Origin of the sequence: Acidocella sp. (assembly GCF_036489515.1) — a bacterium.
Lineage (GTDB): Bacteria > Pseudomonadota > Alphaproteobacteria > Acetobacterales > Acetobacteraceae > Acidocella.
This window is the reverse complement of sequence record NZ_DASXFO010000035.1, coordinates 80,775-100,475: the sequence shown is the minus strand read 5'-3', so window position 1 is coordinate 100,475 and position 19,701 is coordinate 80,775. Positions and strand designations below refer to the sequence as shown.

The window sequence follows — 19,701 nt, the reverse complement described above, 5'->3', positions numbered from 1 at the left end:
ACTCCATTAATGGGTCGCGGAAGCCGCGCCTTGGGCGGCAGGAGGCGTGAGACTATAATGATGCAGGACCACACCGGGAGCCCCCAGCGGCGCGCCGGGCGTGCCGTTCCGGGTAATCTCCGTGCCACCGGCATTACCGGAGGTCAGGGTCAGGCCGGCTTCCTGCGGCACCGGCCAGCTTTGCCCGGCGCGCAGCACCTTGCTGAACAGGATGGTGCCGGAAGCGTCGCGCACTTCGATCCAGCTGTCGGCGGTGGCGAGAATGGCCTCGCCCTGAACCGCTGCGTCCGGGACCGGTGGCGCCACCACGCCGGGCGTTGCCGGTGCCGGCGGCTGGTTTGCCGCCACGGCGGCTGGCATAGGCGGCGCCGCTGGTGCCGGTGCCGTTGTTAGCGGTGCGGCCGGTGTCGCTGTTAGCGGTGTGGCCGGTTGCGGCGCTGGTGTGGCAATAGCGGCTGGAGCGGGCGGAACAGGGGTGGGCGCGGCCACAGGCTTGGGCGGAGCAGAAAACTTTGGCGGGATCGCGAGTGGCGCCAGCTCGGCCGGCACGCTCGGCACCGCCGCCGCCAGACGGCGCTCATGCGCGGTATAATGATACCAGACCCCGTAGCCGATCAGCACCACAACCACGCCGACCAGCGCGATCGCCCCGGTGGGCACGCCGCGATCGGGGACGGGGGCCAGGAAGGTCAGCTCCGCCTTGGGCGCCCGGCCGAGCCCTTCAGCCCGGAAGCGGCGCAGAATCTCCTCGGAATCGAGCCCCAGTATCTGCGCGTAGGAGCGCACGAAGCCGGTCTGATAGGCCGGGCCGGGCAAGGCGGCGAGGTCGCCGCGCTCGATCGCTTCAAGATAGGGCAGGCGGATACGCAGCGCCGCGGCGACATCGACGAGCTTCCAGCCCAGCCGTTCGCGCACCTCACGCAATCCATCCCCCACCTGCGCCGCCCCAGAGGCTGCGGGAGGGTGAGAAACATGGTCTTGGTCGATCATCTCGTTTTGCAGTGAATCGTTCGGCATCTTGTTGCGCTTTCTATACTGCTCAGCCGTCGCGCGCTACCGGGGGTAGGGCTGCGGCACATATCAGACCGGCAAATTATGTTCGCGGGCCCAGGCGGCGAGCGGCTCGCGGATGCTGCCGCCGGCGGCCCCGGCACGGCGGAGTTCACGCAAAATCGGCCGCAGCGCGTTCAGATCCGCCTCCACCAGCAGGGCTTTGACCGGTAAAATCGCATTACCTGACATTGACAGCCGGGTCACGCCCACCGCCGCGAAGGCCAGCGCCTCCAATGGCCCCCCTGCGGCCTCGCCGCAGATCGAAAGCGGCACGCCCGCCTGTCGGCAGGCGACGACCAGCTGCTCGATCAGTTCCAGCACCGGCGCAGAAAGCGGGTCGTAGCGGTCCGCCAGTCCCGGCGTGCCGCGATCGGCGGCGAACAGAAACTGCATCAGGTCGTTGGTGCCGACCGAGACGAAATCCGCCTCCGCCAGCAAGCCCGGCAGCTGGAACAGCAGTGAGGGCACCTCGATCATCGTGCCGACCTCGATCTCCGCCGGGGCCGGGCGGACGCGGGCGATCTCGGCCTCCAGCAGGTCGCGCGCGGCGCGGAACTCCTCGACCGTGGCCACCATCGGAAACATGATGGAGAGCGGGCGCCCTTGCGCCCCCAGCAGCAACGCCCGCAGCTGCCGGCGCAGGATCGCCGGCCGGTCCAGGCCGACGCGAATGGAGCGCCAGCCCATCGCCGGGTTTTCCTCATCGGCGGCGGCCTCCCCCGGGAGCAGCTTGTCGGCGCCGAGATCGAGCGTGCGGAACTGCACCTTCTTGCCGCGGGCGCGATCCAGAACCCGCGAATATTCCGCGGCCTGCCCCGCCACGTCGGGGACGCCGCCTGCCGCCAAAGCGGCGATTTCCGTGCGGTACAGGCCGATCCCTTCGGCCCCGTTGCGCTCCAGCTGGTCCAGCTCCAGCGCCAGGCCGACATTCATCATCAAGGAAATCGCGGTGCCGTCCTTGGTGATCGACGGGCGGTCGCGATAGGTCGCAAGCTCGGCGGCGCGCACGCTGCGCACCTGCAGCGCCCGCTCATACACCTGGATCACCTCCGGCTCCGGGCGCAGGATCAGTGTCTCGCCCTCGGCGTCGAGCAGCGCTTCCTCCCCGCTGGTGGCCGCTTCCACAGCACCTCGATCCACCGCCAGCGCCGGCAGGCCCAGGGCGCGCGCCAGGATCGCCGCATGGCCGGAGGGGCTCGCCTCCTCGATCGCCACGCCGGCGATCCCGCGCGCATGCCAATCCAGCAGGTCCGCCGGCCCGAGCCGGCGCACCAGCAGAATGTTGCCTTCGGCGCATTCAGGCTTCGGCGCCATGCCGCCGAGCGCCACCATCAGCCGGTTCACCATATCCTCGATATCGGCCAGCCGCTCGCGCAGATACGGGTCGGCGATGCGCCGCATCCGTTCGCGCAGGTTGCGCGCCACCTTGTCCACGGCGGTCTCTGCGGTGAGGCCGTCATTGATCGCCTGACGCACCTGGGTCAGCCAGCCGGAGGATTGCGCCACCATGCGATAGGCTTCCAGCACCTCGCGCGGCGCATTGCCGCCCGGCAGCGAGGCGGAGATTAGCCCGTCCAGGCTCTTGTTCGCGGCTTCCACCGCCAGGTCCAGCCGTTCCAGCTCGGTGGCCGGGTCATCGGTCAGCAGCCGCGCAATTGGCGGCGTCGCGCCATAGACGAGGATCGCGCCGCGGGCGATGCCCGGCGCCAGGCCGTGCCCGGCATAGCGGCGCGGCAGAGAGCCAGAAAATCCTTCTTCCGGCAGCTCCGTGGCCCCGGCCTGCACCAGGATTTCCGCCAGCAGCATGGCCACGGTCGCCACCGCCTCGACCTCGACCGGCGCGTACTGCCTTGCCTCGTGCGACATCACCCCGATCACGCCCAGGATCCGCCCGGCGCGCTTCACCGGCATCGCCAGCATCGCGGACATGTTCTCTTCGCCGACCTCGGCGCGGTAGACGTAGCGCGGATGGTTCTGTGCGTCGGCCAGGTTCAGCGGATCGCCCGAGGCGGCGACCATGCCGACGATGCCCTCGCCGACCCGTAACCGGGTGCGGCCGACGGCGCTCACGTTCAACCCGTAGGTGGCGGCCATCTCCAGCACTTCGCCGGCGCGCGCCACATAAATCACACTGGCATCGGCCGGCAGGCCCTGCGCTACCAGCTCGGCAATGTCCGGCAGGCCGGCATGGCCGGAAGCAAGTGCCTCCCGCAGGCGCGCGAAAAGCTGCCTGGTACTGCCGAATTTCGGCTTGCGCCGCCGCCGCAGCGGCTTGGCTATGCTCTCAAGGTCCTGCGGCACGTGCCACCAAGGCGGCGACCGCCTGGGCTTTCAGTTCGGCCAGAATCTCCGCCACGCTCTGCACCGATGTGACCATGCCGACCGACTGGCCGGCCATCACCGAGCCGTTTTCCACATCGCCGTCGATCACGGCACGCCGCAGCGCCCCGGCCCAGAAATGCTCGATCTCCAGCTGCGCCGCGGTCTTGTCGAGCGCGCCGGACTGGAATTTCTGCACCACTTCGGCCTGATGCGCGAGGAAGCGCTTGGTCCCCTCATTGACGAGACCGCGCACCGGGATCACCGCAAAACGCTCGTCCAGCTGGATCGAGGGGATCGCGTCACGGGCGCTGGCGCGCACGAAGGCCTTTTTGAAATTGGCGTGCGCGATGCTCTCGGCGGAGGCCGCGAAGCGGGTGCCGAGCTGCGCCCCGGAAGCGCCCAGCTCGAGGTAACTCAGTATCGTCTCGCCCCGGCCGATGCCGCCGGCGACGAAGACCGGCACGTCACGGATATGCGGCAGGATCTCCTGCGCCAGGACGGTGAGCGACACCGGGCCGATATGCCCGCCGGCCTCGGAGCCCTCGATCACCAGCGCGTCGACGCCGGATTTCATGAAGCGCTTGGCCAGCACCAAAGCGGGGGCGAAGGCAACGACCTTGGCCCCGCCATCCTTGGCGGCGCGGATCGCCGGGCCCGGCGGAATACCGCCCGCGAACACGATATGCCCGACCTTCGCGCGCAGGCAGACCTGCACCAGCTCGTCAAGGGCAGGATGCATGGTGATCAGGTTCACGCCGAACGGCTTTTGCGTCAGCGCCTGGGTGCCGGCGATTTCCGCCGCCAGCAGGTCCGGCGTCATGGCGCCGCAGGCGATCACGCCGAAGCCGCCGGCGTTGGAGATGGCGGCGACGAGGTTGCGCTCGCTCACCCAGCTCATCGCCCCGCCCAGGATCGCCAGCTCGGTGCCGAGGAAGGCCGCACCGCGCCGTTGCAGCGCCGCGAGGCGCTGCTCGGCCGGGACCAGAAGATCAAGCATCGAGTTCATACGCCGTGTGCAGCGCGCGCACCGCCAGCTCGGTATACTCGGCTGCCACCAGCACGCTCACCTTGATCTCGCTGGTGGAGATCACCTGGATGTTGATGCCGCGCTCGGCCAGGGTGCGGAACATCGTGCCGGCCACGCCGGCATGGCTGCGCATGCCGACACCGACCACGGAAATCTTCGCGACATTGTGGTCGGAGGCGATTTCCGCGTAGCCGATCCCCTGGCGGGCCGTCTCCAGCACCTGCACGGCGCGGGGGAAATCGGTCTTGCCGACGGTGAAGGTCATATCGGTTGTGCCATCCGCGGCGAGGTTCTGGACGATCATATCGACATTGATATGCGCCTCGGACAGTGGCACGAAAATGGCAGCGGCGATGCCCGGACGGTCCGGCACCCGGCGCACGGTGATTTTCGCCTCGTCCCGCGAATAAGCGATGCCAGCGACGATTTCCTGTTCCACGACTTCTTCCTCATCAACAACCAGAGTTCCGGGGACATCCTTGAAGCTGGAGAGCACCTGCACCCGCACGCGCTCTTTCATCGCCAGCTCGACGGAGCGGGTCTGCAGCACCTTCGCGCCGACCGAGGCGAGCTCCAGCATCTCCTCATATGTGATCTTAGCAAGCTTGCGCGCGTTCGGCACGATCCGCGGGTCGGTGGTGTAGACGCCGTCGACATCGGTGTAGATGTCGCAGCGATCCGCCTGCAGCGCCGCCGCCAGGGCCACCGCCGAGGTGTCCGAGCCGCCGCGGCCGAGCGTGGTGACGCGGTTATCCGGGCCGATGCCCTGGAAGCCGGCGATCACCGGGATCTGCCCGCTCTTCATGCGCTGGATCAGCTCGTCGCCCTCGATCGAGGCGATGCGCGCCTTGCCGTGCTGACCGTCGGTTTCCACGGAGACCTGCCAGCCCATCCAGCTGCGCGCGTCGACGCCGACATTCTGCAGCGCGATCGCGGTCAGCCCCGCCGTCACCTGCTCGCCGGTCGCCACCACGGCGTCGTATTCGCGGGCGTCGAACAGCGGCGAGAGCTTCTGGCACCAGTCGACCAACTGGTTGGTCGTGCCGGCCATGGCGGAGACGACCACGGCCACTTCGTTGCCCTGATCGACCTCGGCCTTCACCCGCGCCGCGACATTGCGGATACGGTCCAGATCGGCGACGGAGGTGCCGCCAAATTTCATCACGATACGCGCCATTCACCTATCCCTTGTGGAAAACCGGCAAGGGCGTCACATACAGCCTGAATGTTTGGCGGCGCAACAGAGCGATAGGGGTTGTTCTGCCGAGAGAAAGGGAAGACTTCTTTTTGTGAACAAAAAGAAGCAAAAAAACTTTTTTATGCTGGGCCTGAGGCGTTGTCCCCGACAAAGCCCATAACCCAGCACAACAAAAGTTTTTGCGCCGCTTTTTTCAAAAAGCGGCTGCTTTCTTTCTCCGACCAAGCGCATGATGATGGAGTGCGGCGCGATGCAAAATGATTCGGTCAGACCTGAGGAAATCGCCCGCTTCGATGCGCTGGCGGCGCGCTGGTGGGACCCGACCGGCCCGATGCAGCCGCTGCATATGATGAATCCCTGCCGCGCGGGATGGATTCTGGAACGGATTCGACAGAAATTCGGCAGTACTTCGGTGAAAGTGCTGGATGTGGGATGCGGCGCCGGGCTGCTCTCCGAGTCGCTGGCCGAAGCCGGCTGCGACGTGCTGGGGCTGGATGCCGGAACAGAAGCCATCGCCGCGGCGCAGGCGCATGCCGAGGGCAGGGGGCTCAGCCTCGCCTACCGCGCCGGCACCGCCGAGGCCCTCCACGCCGAGGGACGCAAATATGCGGTGATCACGGCGCTGGAGATCATCGAGCATGTCGCCGACCCGGCCGCCTTCGTCGCCACCCTTGCCGGGCTGCTTGAACCAGGCGGGCTGCTGTTCATCTCCACCCTGAACCGCACGGGGAAATCCTATCTGGTGGCGAAATTCGGCGCGGAATACGTGCTCCGCCTGCTGCCCGTCGGCACGCATGACTGGCAGCGTTTCATCACGCCGGCGGAGCTCGGCCGGCTCTGCCGGAGCGCCGGGCTACGTCTGGCCGATAATGCGGGCATGTCGTTCTCGCCGCTCAAGCGGCGTTTTGCAATCACAAGGGACATGTCGATCAACTACATCGCCATGGCCGAGGCCTCCGCCGCCTGACGCGCCTCGACAAAAGCCGGCAAACGCTCGACTATGCGCTTTGCCATTTTTAAGGGGTATCTGCCATGCCTTTCGACCTCGCCGAAACACTGACCGCCTGGCGACATCATCTGCACGCCCACCCGGAACTGTCGCTGCAGGAATCCGCCACCGCCGCCTTCGTGTGTGAGAAACTGCGGGAGATGGGGATTCCCCACACCGCCAATATCGGCGGCCACGGCGTGGTGGCGACGATCACGCGCGGCAGCTCCAACCGCTCGGTCGGCCTGCGCGCCGACATGGACGCGTTGGCGATCACCGAGACCACCGGCAAGCCCTATGCCTCGAAAACCCCGGGCGTGATGCATGCCTGCGGTCATGACGGCCACACCACGTCGCTGCTGGGAGCGGCGAAACTGCTGCTGGACGACAACAACTGGTCCGGCACCGTGCATCTCGTGTTCCAGCCGGCCGAGGAAGGCTATCGCGGCGCGCTCTCCATGATCAATGACGGGCTGTTCGAGCGCTTCCCGATGGAGCGCATCTTCGGCTACCATAACTGGCCGAATCTCGAGACCGGGACGGTGATGCTGCATCATGGGCCGAGCATGGCCGCTTCCGGCAATTTCACCATCACGCTCACCGGCCATGCCGGCCACGCGGCGATGCCGCATCTCACCGCCGACCCGGTGCAGGGGGCAGCACATCTGATCGTGGCGCTGAACGCCATCGTCGCCCGCAATGTCGAGCCGCTGGAGCCGACGGTGATCTCCGTCACCCGGATGCAGGGCGCCGAGGCCTTCAACCAGATTCCCGAAACCGCGAGCATCGGCGGCACCTATCGCGCGCACAGCCGTGCAACGATGGATTTCCTCCAGGAGCGCATGCGCGCGGTAGCCGAACACACCGCCGCCGCCTTCGGGCTGAAAGCAGAAGTCGAATTCGGCAATTATCTCTCGCCGACCTTCAACCATAAGGCCGAGGCCGAACTCGCCGCCGGCGTTGCTTCCGGCATCGGGTTGGCGGTACGGCACGACATGAAGCCGACGATGGGCGCCGAGGATTTCGGCTATTTCATCGAGCGCGTGCCCGGCGCCTATGCCTGGATCGGCAACGGCCCTTCGGCCGGGCTGCACAATGCGAACTTCGACTATAACGACGCGCTTCTGCCGATTGCCGCCGGCTATCTGGCGGAAACGGCCAAAGCCGCGTTGAAGTGAGCGAAGCGGCCAGTCCCTCGGCCCCCTCCGGGGCCGCGCTACTGGCTGATTGTGTCGCTCCGCGACTGGCCGATTCTGTCGCTCTGCGACTGGCTGATTGTGTCGCTCTGCGACTGGCCGCTGCCGTGTCCGGTGTCATGGGCCTGGTGCCCGTGACGCTGGAGGGGCGCAGAGCCCCGATCTGGCTGCGCGCCGGGACCGATGACGTCTGGTCCGCCCAAAACGCCTTGTCCGGGCGCGGACTGAACATCCCGTTTTCGCCGCAGACGATCCTGGAAATAGGCGCGGGCGCCGGCTACCGCAGCGCCGCCCTCGCGGAAGAATTTCCAGACGCCAAAGTCATGGCGGTCGAGCCGGACCCGGCGGTGCGGCGGGTGCTGAAACTCAACACGCTGCCCTATCCCAACATCTCCTTGCATTTTTGCGCCCTGAGCACGGTGGCCGGGCGTTATTCCTGCGCCGACCGGGTCGGAACAGACAGAAAGCCTGGGCTGGTCGAGGACCCGGCGGGGCCGATTCAGGCACGTTCCGTTGGGGAGTTCCTGCGGGAGCGCCAATGCGGCGCGCCACATCTTGCCATTATCACCCCCGATGCGGCGTCAAAAACTTTGCTCCGCGCCCCCTGGTCACTGGCGACACGGCTGATCGCGGTGGAGACAGGTGGAAAACTTCTGCCCCTCACGACCGCAAGCTGCTTTCCCGAAGGGCAATACAGCCGGACCCTTTCCGGCGATTACGTGCTGCTCCGCCCGCGCGAGGCCATGATCGTGCCGAAGCTGCCGCGTGCCGTGCCGGTTTTCGCGCCGGGTGGCATTCTGCGCCCCTTGCGCTTCGCCCATGTCGGCACGGGACAGTTTGCCGCGTTCGGGTCGCACGGCTTCCGCCTCACCCCCAACCGTTCGGGCGCGCCCGCAACGGTTTTTTTCTCCCATGAATGCTATAATTACAAAGAATTACATGCCGTAGTTCGTGGAATATCTGAGAAATCGGTAGTACGCTGCGCCATCCAGATTATCGCCGCGGGGCAAAAACTGGGGGAAATGACAGTGGTGCTGCAGGGCGCGGAAAAGCGGACCGTGGCGATGGTGCTGCGCGATCATCGCGGCTCCTGCGAAGTGATCGTCACTGCCGAAATGGCCGAAAGCGAGGATCACGAAGAAGCCGCCGCGGAAATCACCGCCACGTTTCTCGGGTAGGCATGATGGCGTTCAATCAGACAAGGAAGTGGCCGCTTTTTAAAAAAAGCGGCGCAAAAATTTTTGCTCCGCTGGGCCATGGGCGGTGTCAGCGACAAAGCCCAAGGCCCAGATTAATAAAGTTTTTTTGCTTCTTTTTGTTCACAAAAAGAAGTCCTTCCTTCTAACCGCATGGAGTGGCAGGAACCCGCCATCGTGTTGGAGACCGCCCCCTATGGCGAGGGTGATCTGCTGGTTTGCGTGCTGACGCCGCTTGGCGTTTGGCGCGGCCTCGCCAAAGGCGGGGCGTCGCGGCGCCGGATCGCGATCTGGCAGAAGGGCAACCTGCTCTCGGCGCGCTGGGTGGCGCGGCTGGCCGAGCAGCTTGGCGCGATCACCGGCGAACTGGTCCACCCTGGTGCTGCTTTGGCGATGCAGAGCGCCGAAAATCTGGCGATCCTCGAGGCTGCCTGCGCGCTCGCCGCCGGGGCGCTGCCGGAGCGCGAGCCGCATGGGGATGTCTTCGCCGGCCTCACAAGGCTGCTGGCGGGCATCAATATTCCGGGGCACCCGCTGCCCGCTCTGGTGCGCTGGGAGCTCGATCTGCTGCGCGAGCTTGGCTTCGGCCTGGATTTTTCCGTAAGCGCCGGGGGCAATGACCGGCTGGCCTATGTCTCGCCCCGCACTAGCCGCGCCGTGACCCTCTCGCAGGCCGGGGAATGGGTGGACCGGCTGCTGAAACTGCCGGATTTTCTGCTGGACGACACCGAGCCGGACCTGGCCGATGCGCTCGCCGGGCTGCGCCTGACCGGGCATTTTCTTACACGCGACGTGTTCGGCAGCCGCCACCGCCCCCTTCCAACGGCGCGCGCGCGTCTTTATGACCAGCTTTCGGATCGCCTCGCGGCGCAGAAGCAGGAGCAGAAACATGCCGGATGATATCAGCGGCCGCATCGAGGAAGCGCCCCTCAGCAGCGCGCTTTCGGAACGTTACTTGGCCTATGCGCTCTCCACCATCATGTCGCGCTCGCTCCCGGATGCGCGCGATGGGCTGAAGCCGGTGCATCGCCGGCTCATCTACGCCATGCACCAGCTGAAGCTGGACCCGCGCTCGGGCTTCAAGAAATGCGCCCGCGTGGTCGGCGACGTGATGGGTAAATTCCACCCGCACGGCGATTCCTCGATCTATGAAGCGCTGGTGCGGCTCGCCCAGGATTTTGCCTCGCGCTATCCGCTGATCGAGGGCCAAGGCAATTTCGGCAACATCGACGGCGATAACGCGGCGGCGATGCGCTACACCGAATCGCGCCTCACCGAGATCGCCGAGTTTCTTCTCCGCGGCATCGATGAGAACACGGTCGATTTTCGTGCGACCTACGATGGCGAGGAGAGCGAGCCGGTGGTGCTGCCGGGCGCCTTTCCGAACCTGCTGGCGAACGGCGCGAGCGGCATCGCGGTGGGCATGGCGACCTCCATTCCGCCCCATAATGCCGGCGAAATCTGCGCCGCGGCGATGCATCTCATCGCCCATCCCGAGGCCGACACGCCCGCGCTGCTCAAACATCTGCGCGGCCCGGATTTTCCCACCGGCGGCGAACTGGTCGAGGACGACGCCACCATCCTGAACGCCTACGAGACAGGCCGCGGATCTTTGCGCACGCGCGCCCGCTGGGGGAAGGAGGCGCAAAAGAACGGCACTTGGGTGATCGTGGTCACGGAAATCCCGTATCAGGTGCAGAAATCCCGGCTGGTCGAGCAGATCGCGCTGCTGTTGTCGGAGAAGAAGCTGCCGCTGCTGGGCGATATCCGCGACGAGAGCGCCGAGACCATCCGCCTGGTGCTGGAGCCGAAATCCCGCACCGTGGATGCTGACATGCTGATGGCCTCGCTGTTCCGCGCGACCACGCTGGAATCGCGTTTCGCGATGAACATGAACGTGCTGGCGGACGGCCGCACCCCGCGCGTGATGGGTCTGCGCGACCTGCTGCGCTGCTGGCTCGACCATCGCCACGAGGTGCTGGTCCGGCGCTCCAATCATCGGCTTGACGCCATTGCCCGGCGCCTGGAAATTCTTGAGGGCTATCTCGCGGTGTTCCTCAACCTCGACGAGGTGATCCGCATCATCCGCACCGAGGACGAGCCGAAGCCGGCGCTGATGAAGACGTTCACCCTCACCGAGCTGCAGGCCGAGGCGATCCTTAACATGCGGCTGCGCTCGCTGCGCCGCCTCGAGGAGATGGAAATCCGCAACGAGCACAAGAAACTGAGCGCGGAGCAGAAATCCCTGAACGCGCTGCTGAAGGACGAGGGCAAGCGCTGGGAGAAGATTTCCGGCGAGATCGCCGAGGTGCGTGAAAAATTCGGTTCGGGGCCGCTCGGCGCAAGGCGCACGCAGATCAGCGCCGCAGCACCGGTCGTGGAGATCGTCGCCGAGGCACTGGTCGAGCGCGAGGCGATCACCGTGATTCTCAGCCAGAAAGGCTGGATCCGCGCGCAGAAAGGCCATCTCGCCGCCGATGCGGAGCTGAAGTTCAAGGAGGGCGACCATCTCGCCTTCCTGCTGCGCTGCGAATCGACCGACCGAATCGCGTTGCTCGCCACCAATGGCCGCGTTTACACCATCAAGGCCTCTGACATTCCGCGCGGCCGCGGTGACGGCCAGGCGATCCGGCTGATGATCGAGCTGGCTAACGAGGATGGCATCCTGCGCCTGTTCCTGCCCGACATGCTCGGCAAATATCTGGTCGCCTCCACCTCCGGCCGGGGCTTCGTCGTGCCGGGTGCGGAACTGGTTTCCGAGCGCCGCGCCGGACGGCAGATCCTCACCCTGAAGCCGGGCGAGGAATGGCATTCCTGCGTGCCGGTCAAAGGCGACCATGTCGCGATCATCGGCCAGAACCGCAAGCTGCTGGTCTTCCCCTTGGCCGAAGTGCCGGAGATGCCGAAAGGGGCGGGCGTGCAGCTGCAGAAATACAAGGATGGCAGCATCGCCGATGTGAAGATTTTCACGCTCGCCCAGGGCCTGACCTGGCGCCTCGGCCAGAACACGCGCACCGAGTCCAAACTAACCGAATGGCTCGGCAGCCGCGCCCAGGCTGGCCGCCTGCCGCCGAATGGGTTTCCGAAATCCGGCAAGTTCGGCGATGAGGCGGGCTGATAGTTGGAATCAGCAAAGTAAGGCTACTTTTTGTGAACAAAAAGTAGCAAAAAAACTTTGTTAGTTTGGGTCATGGGCGTTTGCGCTGACAAAGCCCATGGCCCAGCATAACAAAAGTTTTTGCGCCGCTTTTTTCAAAAAGCGGCTGCTTACAATGACGGTAAGGGCATGAACCAGGCATTTTTGGCATGAAGCTGCGCGACCTGCCCATCGCCCTCAATCCGCGTGCGGTGTCGCTCGCCGAGGGCACGCGCGCCGGCATCGCGGTCGCCGCCATGCTGATCGTGGCGCAGGCTTTCAGCCTGCCGCATTTCCGGCTGGCCGCACTGGGCGCGCTGCTCACCTGTTTCGCCGACCCTGGGGGCACGATTGCGAAGCGCGCCCCGGCGGTGATCGCCTTCGCAATTTTCAGCAGCATTGCCTATGCGGCGTTCGGTTGGCTCCGCGGCGAGGGAATCTGGATTTCCGCCCTGACCGCCGGGCTGATGATTTTCGCGACCAGCTATATGCGGGTCTACGGCCAGAGCGGGATGCAGGTCGGCAACCTGCTCTCGGTCGTCATCGTGCTGTCGGTCGGCACGCCGCTCACCAGCCTGCACCAAGCGGCATTCGCGGGCCTGAATTTCGGCGCCGGATCCGCCTGGGCGGTGCTTCTGACGCTGGTGATCTGGCGGCTGCACCCCTACGCGCCCTCGCGCCGGGCAGTCGCCGAGGTCTGTCTACGGCTGGCGCAACTCACCAAAGAGCTGGCCGCCCTGGCGCATGCGGATGAAAATACCGCCGCCTTCGAAGCGCATGCGGCGCAGCACCGGCGCAATGTACGCGAGGCGATGGAGACCGCGCGCACCGTCGCCGTCGAGACGTTCCGCGGCCGCGGCCTGGTCACGCCACGCGGCGCGCAGCTTACCGTGCGCTTGCAGACCCTGGAGCAGATTTTTGAGGCGCTGATCGCGCTTTCCGACATTCTGGAGAGCGACGCCGGCTGTCGCGGCGAAGCGGCGCGGCCGGTGCGGCTGATCGCCGCCTGGCTGGCGACGATCGGCCCCGAGATCGAGGCGGACCAGCCGCTCGACACGGCCAAGAAGCAGGCCAGCCTGCAGCGCCTGCGGGCCGAGCTGGAGCGCCTGCCGGAGGCGTCCGAGGCACGCCATGTCATGCAGGCCATGACGGAAAACCTGACCGTGCTGATCGTGGCGACGCGCTACACGGCGCGACCAGAGCCCGGCTCGGTGATGGCGCCGCCACCGCTCTCACAGCGCGTGTTCGCCCCGCTGCGGCAGAATTTTTCCACCTCCTCGCTGGCTCTGCGCCATGCCTCGCGCGCCGCCGTCGTCGCCACGCCGGTCTTAACCTGGACGATGTTCGATGGCAGCCCGTTTGCGCACTGGACGACCTTCACCCTGATTCTCTGCCTGCAGCCCTATTTCTCGGCCACCTGGCTGCGCTCGGCAGAGCGGGTGGTGGGCACGGCGCTGGGCGGGCTGGTGGCGGCGGGGATCGGGCTGATCAGCAAAACGCCGATGGAGCTGGCCTTCACCATGCTGCCGCTGACCATCTTCGCCTTCGCGATCCGTTCGGTCAGCTACACCGCCTTCACCGCCGTGCTCACGCCGATGGTCGTTCTGCTGATCGAGCAGCTAAGCCCCGGCAACGACGAGCTGACCATCGCCGCGTCCCGGGTCGCCTACACGTTGCTGGGGGGCGGGCTGGCGGTCCTCGGGAATTTGCTGCTCTGGCCGGGATTTGAGGGGGCACGGCTGGAAACCGGCATCGCCACCGCCATCCGTGCTCATGTCGCTTATGTCCATGCGGTGTTCGCGGCGCTGCTGGAGGAGCAGCCGGCGCCGGCGGCGCCACGTCGCGCCGCGGGCCTGGCCAGCAATAATCTGGAAGCGGCCCTGTCGCGCGCGCTGCTGGAGCCGCATCGGCGGCAGGACCCGGCGCTCCAACACGGCGCGGTGGTGGTTACGGCGCTGCGGCGCATGGCAGGACGGCTTTCCGTGCTCTCGCTCGACCGTCCCGCCATTCCGGCCGCCGACCGGCCGCTCTGGGAGGCATGGCAACGCTGGCTAGAGGATTGTCTTTCAAACAATCATCGCCCACGGCCGGCATTGCCCTCCGGCCCCGGCGCGGAAACCCTCGGCAGACTCGCGCGGCAGGCGGAGCTGATCGCTCGATAGTGAACTTGCGGCATGGCAGTTAAGGCTTATGTTGCATTGCACAAGATGAAAAATGAAGGACCGACAATGGCAAAGCTCAAGCCGCTGCTGCCCTGGCCAACTCTCGCGCTAGCCAATATCGCTTTTCAGGGCGCGATGCTGGCGGTCGAAGCACAGCAGGTGATCGGCCTGCGGCTGACCAAATTAGCACAAGGCGGGCCGGGGGGGCAGAAGGAGGCCACGCTGATGGTCTCGGAAAAGCTCGATACCCTGGTCGAAAGCGGCCAGCTGATGATGCAAGCAGCACTCGGCGGTAAAGAGGATCTTGGCGCGGGTGAGGTGATGCAGCTCTATCGCCGCAAGGTCCGCGCCAACCGCCGCCGGCTCGCGGGCGCGTAGGATGTGAAGGGAAGGCTACTTTTTGTGAACAAAAAGTAGCAAAAAAACTTTGTTGATCTGGGTCATGGGCGTGGGCGCCGCCACAGCCTCAGGCCCAGCATAGTAGAAGTTTTTGCGCCGCTTTTTTTAAAAAGCGGCTGCTTTCTTTCTCTGCTATCCGGCCTTGGCGAGGGCCTGGATGCGCTCGACCATCGCTGCAACGCCATTGCCGCGATTGGTGGAGAGCGCGCCGATGAGGCCCAGATCATTCAGGAACCTGGCCGAGGTGCCGAGAATTTCCTCGCGTTCGCGCCCGGAATAGACGCGCAGTACCAGCGCCACGAGGCCGGAGACGATGGCCGCGTCCGACGCGCCTGTGAAATAGAATTTCCCGTTGCTGCGCTCCGCCGCCAGCCAGACTTGGCTCTGGCAGCCCTGCACCTTATGCGCCTCGTCCTGCCATTCTGCGGGGAAGGGGGGCAGCTTGCGGCCGAGCTCGATGATGAACTGGTAGCGGTCCATCCAGTCGTCGAAGAGGGAAAGCTCGTCGCCGATGCCGGCAATCGCGGCCGCGGCGCTGTCGTCTTCAGGGTGATAGAATTGAGTCACAGCCAGCCTTTTACGCGGAACCCGCGCCGGAGCAAGCCGCGCGGACGATCATCTCCGCCCGGCCCGTAGCATAGCGGCATTTGGGACGAAGGGGAAATTTATGCGCAGCCAAAAAGTCTTTGTAACGCCATCGGTTATTCATGGAACCGTAGCTGTGTTGCAACTGAACTGTCATCAAATGAGAGCGGTCACCCCCTAAAAGCGGCGCCCTTACAAGGAGCCATTATGCCGCACTCTGGATTCAAGCCGCTCGACGATCAGCCGTTCAAGGGGTTTCACTGGCGCGCCGTCTTCACCACCGGGATGGGCGTGTTCACGGACGGATATGACCTCGCGTCGATCGGCGTGGTGCTGCCGCTGGTGCTCGCCTCTTTCGGCGTCGGGCATATCGGCGGCCTGGATGGCGCGCTGCTCGCCGGTTCCGCCCTGCTGGGTGCCGCCCTGGGCGCTTTGATTTTCGGCTTTCTGGGCCAGCGCGGGCGGAAGACGTTTTATGGCCTCGACGTGGCGATCATGACGATCGCCGCCGTGGCGCAAATTTTCGCCCCCAATCTCATGTGGCTGATCGCCATACGCTTTATCCTCGGGATCGGCGTCGGCGCGGACTATGTGCTGTCGCCGACGATCATGGCCGAGCACGCCAACCGGGCCGATCGCGGCCGGTCGATCGGCTTCGGTTTCTCGGTCACCTGGTGGATGGGCGGTGCGGTCGCCGGGCTGCTGCTGCTGGTGCTGCACGCCTGTGGCGTGGCGCCCGGCCTGACCTGGCGGATCGTGCTGGCTGCCGGCGCGCTGCCGGCGCTCTCCGTGCTCTATCTGCGCCGGCAGATGCCCGAGACCACGCGCTATCTGGCGCGCATGGAAGGTGACACCGAAGCCGCCCGCGCCGTGACCGTGACCGTGACCGGCCGCGCCCAGGCAGTGCCGCCCGTCGACCGCCGCAGCTTCATGACCGTGTTCCGCGCCCATGCGGGACAGATTTTCGCCGCAGCGCTGCTGTGGTTCGTGTTCGACATCGTGATCTACTCGACCGTGCTGTTCGGGCCGTCGCTGATCGCCAAGGGGCTCGGCATCACCCCGGCGAGCTTCACGCTGCTCATGGATCTTGGTTTCATCATGCCGGCGGTCCTGATCGGCACATTTTTTCTCCTCGACCGCTTCGGCCGTAAGCCGGTGATGATTTGGGGCTATATCGGTGCGGCGCTGGTGCTCATCCTGTTCGCGGTCCTGCATCGCGACATCATGCACAACGCGGTACTCGGCCTGGTGATTTTCGGCGCCTTCAACATGCTGATCATGGGGCCGAGCATGGTGAGCGGCTCGGGCATCCTCGGCGTCGAACTGGCACCGACGCGCATTCGCACCGTGGCGCAGAGCATCACGGTGGTGGGCGGCCGGCTCGGCGCCTCGCTCAGCGCCTTCGTCTTCCCGCTCGTGTTCATGAAACTGGGTGAGGAAGCAGCGATCGCAATTCTCGCCGGGCTCTCGATCGTCGGCGCCATCCTGACGCTGACCCTGATCCCGGAAACCGCCGGCCGCTCGCTCGAGGACCTGTCCGGCGAGGTGATGGAGGCGGCTGCCGCAGAGTAGAAGAAAGCAGCCGCTTTTTAAAAAAAGCGGCGCAAAAACTCTTGTTATGCTGGGCCGGAGGCGATGTCGCTGACAGCGCCCATGGCCCAGCATAACAAAGTTTTTTTGCTACTTTTCGTTCACAAAAAGTAGCCTTCCCTTGCGCTTATTTCTGCGCGAGCCCTCCTGGAAAAATTCTTGCGTTGACACGGAACTTTCTGCTTCCGGCGAAACGCATATTGCTCTAACGCCACATTATATCTGCTTGTGCGGAAGGATTCTTGACATACCGATCTGAATTCATTTCATCGGGCTCTGGTTAACAACTTCAGGTAGCATCCAGATGCATGCTCCATGACTGTTCTTCTGTCATGGAGCATGAAAATTCGGTTCGATTTTGGCTCACGCGTAGGGGTAATCCATGACGGCGACAACACAGAACAACCCGGTTGGAACATCCAGCGCGCCAACGGCCGCGGGACCGGTCATCCCCGATGACATGACCACAACCAACAGCCGCCGCCGTTTGGCCGATCTGGCCACGGCGGTGCGCGAGCTGAGCTGGAAGATCGATGGCCAGAAAGACGGGCTGAGCGAGGGGTTGGCGCGGCTAGGCTACAGCACCACGACGATCCATGACGCCGTTTCAGAGAGCCGCAGTGCGATAAAACTTCTGGGCGAGGAACGCAGAAAGCTCGCCGAGATCGTCGCCATGCAGGCGGACGTGAGGCGGCAGAAGGCCTATGTGGGCGGCGCCTTGGCCGTCGGCCTGGTCATTGGCCTGGTCGTCTCGCCGATGGTGGCCTGGCTGTACAACGCGCTGACCCAGTAGCCCCGAAATCGCCGGCGCCCTAAGGCTGCGCGCTGGTCCCGGCGTTGGGCCCAAAATTGCCGAGGCTGGGCCCATACCCATTGGAGCCTGGCCCGAAATTACCGAGGCTGGACCCATAACCGGTATTGCCGGTCGTCGCGGGGGCCGACCCAGCGCCGGTGCCCGCCGTGCCGGAATTGGTCCCATATCCGCCGTTCCCCGTCGTCCTGGGGCTAGATTCGCTATTGCCCGTCGTCCCCCCGTAATCGCGCCCCGTCGTCCCGGGGATAGGCCCGTACTGGCCGTTACCCAACATCTGAGCTCTGGCCTGGGTGCCGAGACCCAGAGCCGCGATCATGGCCGCGAACGCGATTCCGTTAAGAGAACGCTTGCGCATGGCTGCACTTCCTCACAGTGGCCGAAAACCCAAACATCCCGGCGACAGAAGCGCAATGATCTGCATCAAACGAAAGGAAGCGGGAGGCGATTCGGCAAGTGAAAGGGAAGGCTTCTTTTTGTGAACAAAAAGAAGCAAAAAAACTTTGCTATGCCGGGCCATGGGCGTTGGCGCTGACAACGCTTATGGCCCAGCATAACAAAAAGTTTTTGCGCCGCTTTTTTCAAAAAGCGGCTACTTTCCTCCAAAAGAACAAACTAAAAGCAGCGACATGATCTGCGCCGACCATTAGAAGGAATCCCGCGTTATGACAGAACAAGAAATCGCCTCGGCTGCCGCGGCGCTTGCCGAGGCCGAGCGCAGCGGGACGCAACTGGAGGCTCTGCCCGTGGCGCCGGCGTCGGTCACCGAGGCCCACGCCATCCAGGATCGTGTCGTGGCGCTGACCGGAACACCTGTCGGCGCCTTCAAGGCGACGGCGCCACTGGACAAGGAGCCGACGCGCGGCCTGATTTATGCGCATATGATCCGGCAAAGCCCTGCACGGCTTCCGACCGCCGAGGTGCCGCATCTCGGCGTTGAAGGTGAGGTCGCGTTTCGATTCACGCGCGACCTGCCGGCACGAGGCACGCCGTATACGCGGGAGGAGGTCGCTGAGGCCCTCGTTGCATTGCCGGCCATAGAAGTGGTGTCCAGCCGGTATCGTGAGCCGCGCGCCAAGCCGCCTCTGGAACAACTGGCGGATCGAAATATCAATGGCGCGCTAGTGCCTGGCGCTGAGATCGCGGACTGGTCGCACCTGGAAATGCAATCCCTGCGCGTGACCCTGTTTGTAAACGACGAGCCGGTGGTGGACCGCGAAGGCGGACATCCGACCGGCGATCCGCTGGGTGTTGCGGTCGCTCTCGTCAACATGATGCGCGAAGGAACCGGCGTAAAAGCTGGGCAATTGGTGACGACAGGAAGCTGGACAGGGTTGCGCTTTCTCAACCCCGGCGACCGTTGTGCGGTCGAATTCGCCGGTCTCGGCCGGGCCGAAGTGGTTTTTGATTTCTGAAGTCAAACACTGACCTTTGGGGGGCGGTAAGTCCCCAAAGGAGGCTCTCTATTGTCCTAAGCCCGGTCGGCACGACGCGACATTACTTGTCGCGGCAACCGCCTTCGGCCTCGTCACGGCGATCACATATGCGTTCTCCGGGCTGGTCGAGTGGCGGGCAGGCGGTCATCTTCGTCGCCGCTGAATTTAACTGGGCTTCATAGGACTAAGTGACTATGCCAACGCTGTTCATCACCGCCCCTGACGGGGTCGAGCACCGGATCGACGGGGCAGACAACGACGATCTCATGCACATCGCCCGCGACGCCGGCCTGCCGTTGTGGGGCCAGTGCAACGGCTCTCTGGCTTGCGGAACCTGCCATGTCATCGTCGATCTCGCCTGGGCGGAGCGATTGCCACCGCCGAGCGAGGACGAGTTGGATTTGCTGGATTCCCTACGCACGGTCACGGACGAGTCGCGGCTCAGCTGTCGGATCCGCATAACCGAGGCGCTGGATGGGCTGCGCGTTACCATCGCCGAGCCCGATTAGAGAGAAGAAAGTAGCCGCTTTTTAAAAAAAGCGGCGCAAAAATTTTTTATGCTGGGCCATGGGCTGTGTCGGCGACAACGCCCATGGCCCAGC

General features: G+C 64.9%; 17 protein-coding genes. 12 read left to right on the top strand and 5 right to left on the bottom strand.

Annotated elements, in window-relative coordinates; translation table 11 throughout:
* Nucleotides 1–6: 6 nt before the first annotated feature.
* The 4 genes from VGG47_RS05245 to VGG47_RS05230 form a co-directional block, all read right to left on the bottom strand.
* On the bottom strand, nt 7–1,017 hold the full coding sequence (locus tag VGG47_RS05245) for a helix-turn-helix domain-containing protein (RefSeq protein ID WP_331536147.1): 1,011 nt from the start codon (nt 1,015–1,017) through the stop codon (nt 7–9).
* Between the two features lie 63 nt (nt 1,018–1,080).
* A complete protein-coding gene (ptsP, locus tag VGG47_RS05240) occupies nt 1,081–3,354 on the bottom strand; it encodes a phosphoenolpyruvate--protein phosphotransferase (protein WP_331536145.1) in 2,274 nt (757 codons plus the stop codon).
* Entirely contained in the window at nt 3,338–4,381 is a 1,044-nt protein-coding gene (locus VGG47_RS05235) for an NAD(P)H-dependent flavin oxidoreductase (RefSeq protein ID WP_408841535.1), read from the bottom strand. Before VGG47_RS05235 ends, ptsP begins: the two co-directional genes overlap by 17 nt.
* Nucleotides 4,365–5,579, bottom strand: a complete 1,215-nt coding sequence (locus VGG47_RS05230) for an aspartate kinase (protein WP_331536143.1) — start codon at nt 5,577–5,579, stop codon at nt 4,365–4,367. Before VGG47_RS05230 ends, VGG47_RS05235 begins: the two co-directional genes overlap by 17 nt.
* 271 nt (nt 5,580–5,850) lie before the next feature.
* Between VGG47_RS05230 and ubiG the strand changes: the two genes are divergently transcribed.
* From ubiG to VGG47_RS05195, 7 genes are all read left to right on the top strand, one after another.
* A complete protein-coding gene (ubiG, locus tag VGG47_RS05225) occupies nt 5,851–6,567 on the top strand; it encodes a bifunctional 2-polyprenyl-6-hydroxyphenol methylase/3-demethylubiquinol 3-O-methyltransferase UbiG (protein WP_331536141.1) in 717 nt (238 codons plus the stop codon).
* A gap of 65 nt (nt 6,568–6,632) precedes the next feature.
* Nucleotides 6,633–7,766, top strand: a complete 1,134-nt coding sequence (locus VGG47_RS05220) for a M20 aminoacylase family protein (protein ID WP_331536139.1) — start codon at nt 6,633–6,635, stop codon at nt 7,764–7,766.
* 125 nt (nt 7,767–7,891) lie between these two features.
* The gene (locus VGG47_RS05215) at nt 7,892–8,962 is read left to right on the top strand and encodes a hypothetical protein (RefSeq protein ID WP_331536137.1); all 1,071 of its coding nucleotides are present in this window, start codon (nt 7,892–7,894) and stop codon (nt 8,960–8,962) included.
* Nucleotides 8,963–9,133: 171 nt separating this feature from the next.
* Nucleotides 9,134–9,880, top strand: coding sequence for a DNA repair protein RecO (gene recO / locus VGG47_RS05210; RefSeq protein ID WP_331536135.1), 747 nt, complete (start codon nt 9,134–9,136; stop codon nt 9,878–9,880).
* Nucleotides 9,870–12,098 carry a DNA topoisomerase IV subunit A gene (gene parC, locus VGG47_RS05205; protein ID WP_331536133.1) on the top strand — a complete coding sequence of 743 codons (2,229 nt, stop codon included), beginning with the start codon at nt 9,870–9,872 and terminating at the stop codon, nt 12,096–12,098. Before recO ends, parC begins: the two co-directional genes overlap by 11 nt.
* Before the next feature lie 188 nt (nt 12,099–12,286).
* Complete coding sequence (locus VGG47_RS05200; RefSeq protein WP_331536130.1) at nt 12,287–14,278, top strand: FUSC family protein; 1,992 nt, start codon at nt 12,287–12,289, stop codon at nt 14,276–14,278.
* Nucleotides 14,279–14,344: 66 nt separating this feature from the next.
* Entirely contained in the window at nt 14,345–14,656 is a 312-nt protein-coding gene (locus VGG47_RS05195) for a hypothetical protein (protein WP_331536127.1), read from the top strand.
* A gap of 153 nt (nt 14,657–14,809) precedes the next feature.
* On the opposite strand, the gene VGG47_RS05190 is transcribed toward VGG47_RS05195, so the two are convergent.
* Complete coding sequence (locus VGG47_RS05190; protein ID WP_408841547.1) at nt 14,810–15,250, bottom strand: SufE family protein; 441 nt, start codon at nt 15,248–15,250, stop codon at nt 14,810–14,812.
* A 219-nt stretch (nt 15,251–15,469) separates the two neighbouring features.
* Here VGG47_RS05190 and VGG47_RS05185 point away from each other — a divergent pair, with 219 nt between their 5' ends.
* The 5 genes from VGG47_RS05185 to VGG47_RS05165 all read left to right on the top strand — a co-directional run bounded on the left by VGG47_RS05185 (nt 15,470) and on the right by VGG47_RS05165 (nt 19,608).
* On the top strand, nt 15,470–16,834 hold the full coding sequence (locus VGG47_RS05185) for an MFS transporter (RefSeq protein WP_331536123.1): 1,365 nt from the start codon (nt 15,470–15,472) through the stop codon (nt 16,832–16,834).
* A gap of 400 nt (nt 16,835–17,234) precedes the next feature.
* Nucleotides 17,235–17,645, top strand: a complete 411-nt coding sequence (locus VGG47_RS05180) for a hypothetical protein (RefSeq protein ID WP_331536121.1) — start codon at nt 17,235–17,237, stop codon at nt 17,643–17,645.
* A 474-nt stretch (nt 17,646–18,119) separates the two neighbouring features.
* Nucleotides 18,120–18,296: a hypothetical protein gene (locus VGG47_RS05175; RefSeq protein WP_331536119.1), complete on the top strand. Its 177-nt coding sequence runs from the start codon at nt 18,120–18,122 to the stop codon at nt 18,294–18,296.
* A 32-nt stretch (nt 18,297–18,328) separates the two neighbouring features.
* The gene (locus VGG47_RS05170; RefSeq protein WP_331536117.1) at nt 18,329–19,078 is read left to right on the top strand and encodes a 2-keto-4-pentenoate hydratase; all 750 of its coding nucleotides are present in this window, start codon (nt 18,329–18,331) and stop codon (nt 19,076–19,078) included.
* Nucleotides 19,079–19,293: 215 nt separating this feature from the next.
* A complete protein-coding gene (locus VGG47_RS05165; protein WP_331536171.1) occupies nt 19,294–19,608 on the top strand; it encodes a 2Fe-2S iron-sulfur cluster-binding protein in 315 nt (104 codons plus the stop codon).
* Nucleotides 19,609–19,701: the final 93 nt, after the last annotated feature.

Bases quoted from the DNA above. Each gene is read 5' to 3' on its own strand.
- recO (WP_331536135.1), top strand. From the start codon at position 9,134: ATGGAGTGGCAGGAACCCGCCATCGTGTTGGAGACCGCCCCCTATGGC.
- VGG47_RS05245 (WP_331536147.1), bottom strand. From the start codon at position 1,017: ATGCCGAACGATTCACTGCAAAACGAGATGATCGACCAAGACCATGTT.
- VGG47_RS05195 (WP_331536127.1), top strand. From the start codon at position 14,345: ATGGCAAAGCTCAAGCCGCTGCTGCCCTGGCCAACTCTCGCGCTAGCC.
- VGG47_RS05165 (WP_331536171.1), top strand. From the start codon at position 19,294: ATGCCAACGCTGTTCATCACCGCCCCTGACGGGGTCGAGCACCGGATC.
- VGG47_RS05170 (WP_331536117.1), top strand. From the start codon at position 18,329: ATGACAGAACAAGAAATCGCCTCGGCTGCCGCGGCGCTTGCCGAGGCC.
- VGG47_RS05220 (WP_331536139.1), top strand. From the start codon at position 6,633: ATGCCTTTCGACCTCGCCGAAACACTGACCGCCTGGCGACATCATCTG.
- parC (WP_331536133.1), top strand. From the start codon at position 9,870: ATGCCGGATGATATCAGCGGCCGCATCGAGGAAGCGCCCCTCAGCAGC.
- VGG47_RS05230 (WP_331536143.1), bottom strand. From the start codon at position 5,579: ATGGCGCGTATCGTGATGAAATTTGGCGGCACCTCCGTCGCCGATCTG.
- VGG47_RS05180 (WP_331536121.1), top strand. From the start codon at position 17,235: ATGACGGCGACAACACAGAACAACCCGGTTGGAACATCCAGCGCGCCA.
- ubiG (WP_331536141.1), top strand. From the start codon at position 5,851: ATGCAAAATGATTCGGTCAGACCTGAGGAAATCGCCCGCTTCGATGCG.
- VGG47_RS05235 (WP_408841535.1), bottom strand. From the start codon at position 4,381: ATGAACTCGATGCTTGATCTTCTGGTCCCGGCCGAGCAGCGCCTCGCG.
- VGG47_RS05200 (WP_331536130.1), top strand. From the start codon at position 12,287: ATGAAGCTGCGCGACCTGCCCATCGCCCTCAATCCGCGTGCGGTGTCG.
- VGG47_RS05185 (WP_331536123.1), top strand. From the start codon at position 15,470: ATGCCGCACTCTGGATTCAAGCCGCTCGACGATCAGCCGTTCAAGGGG.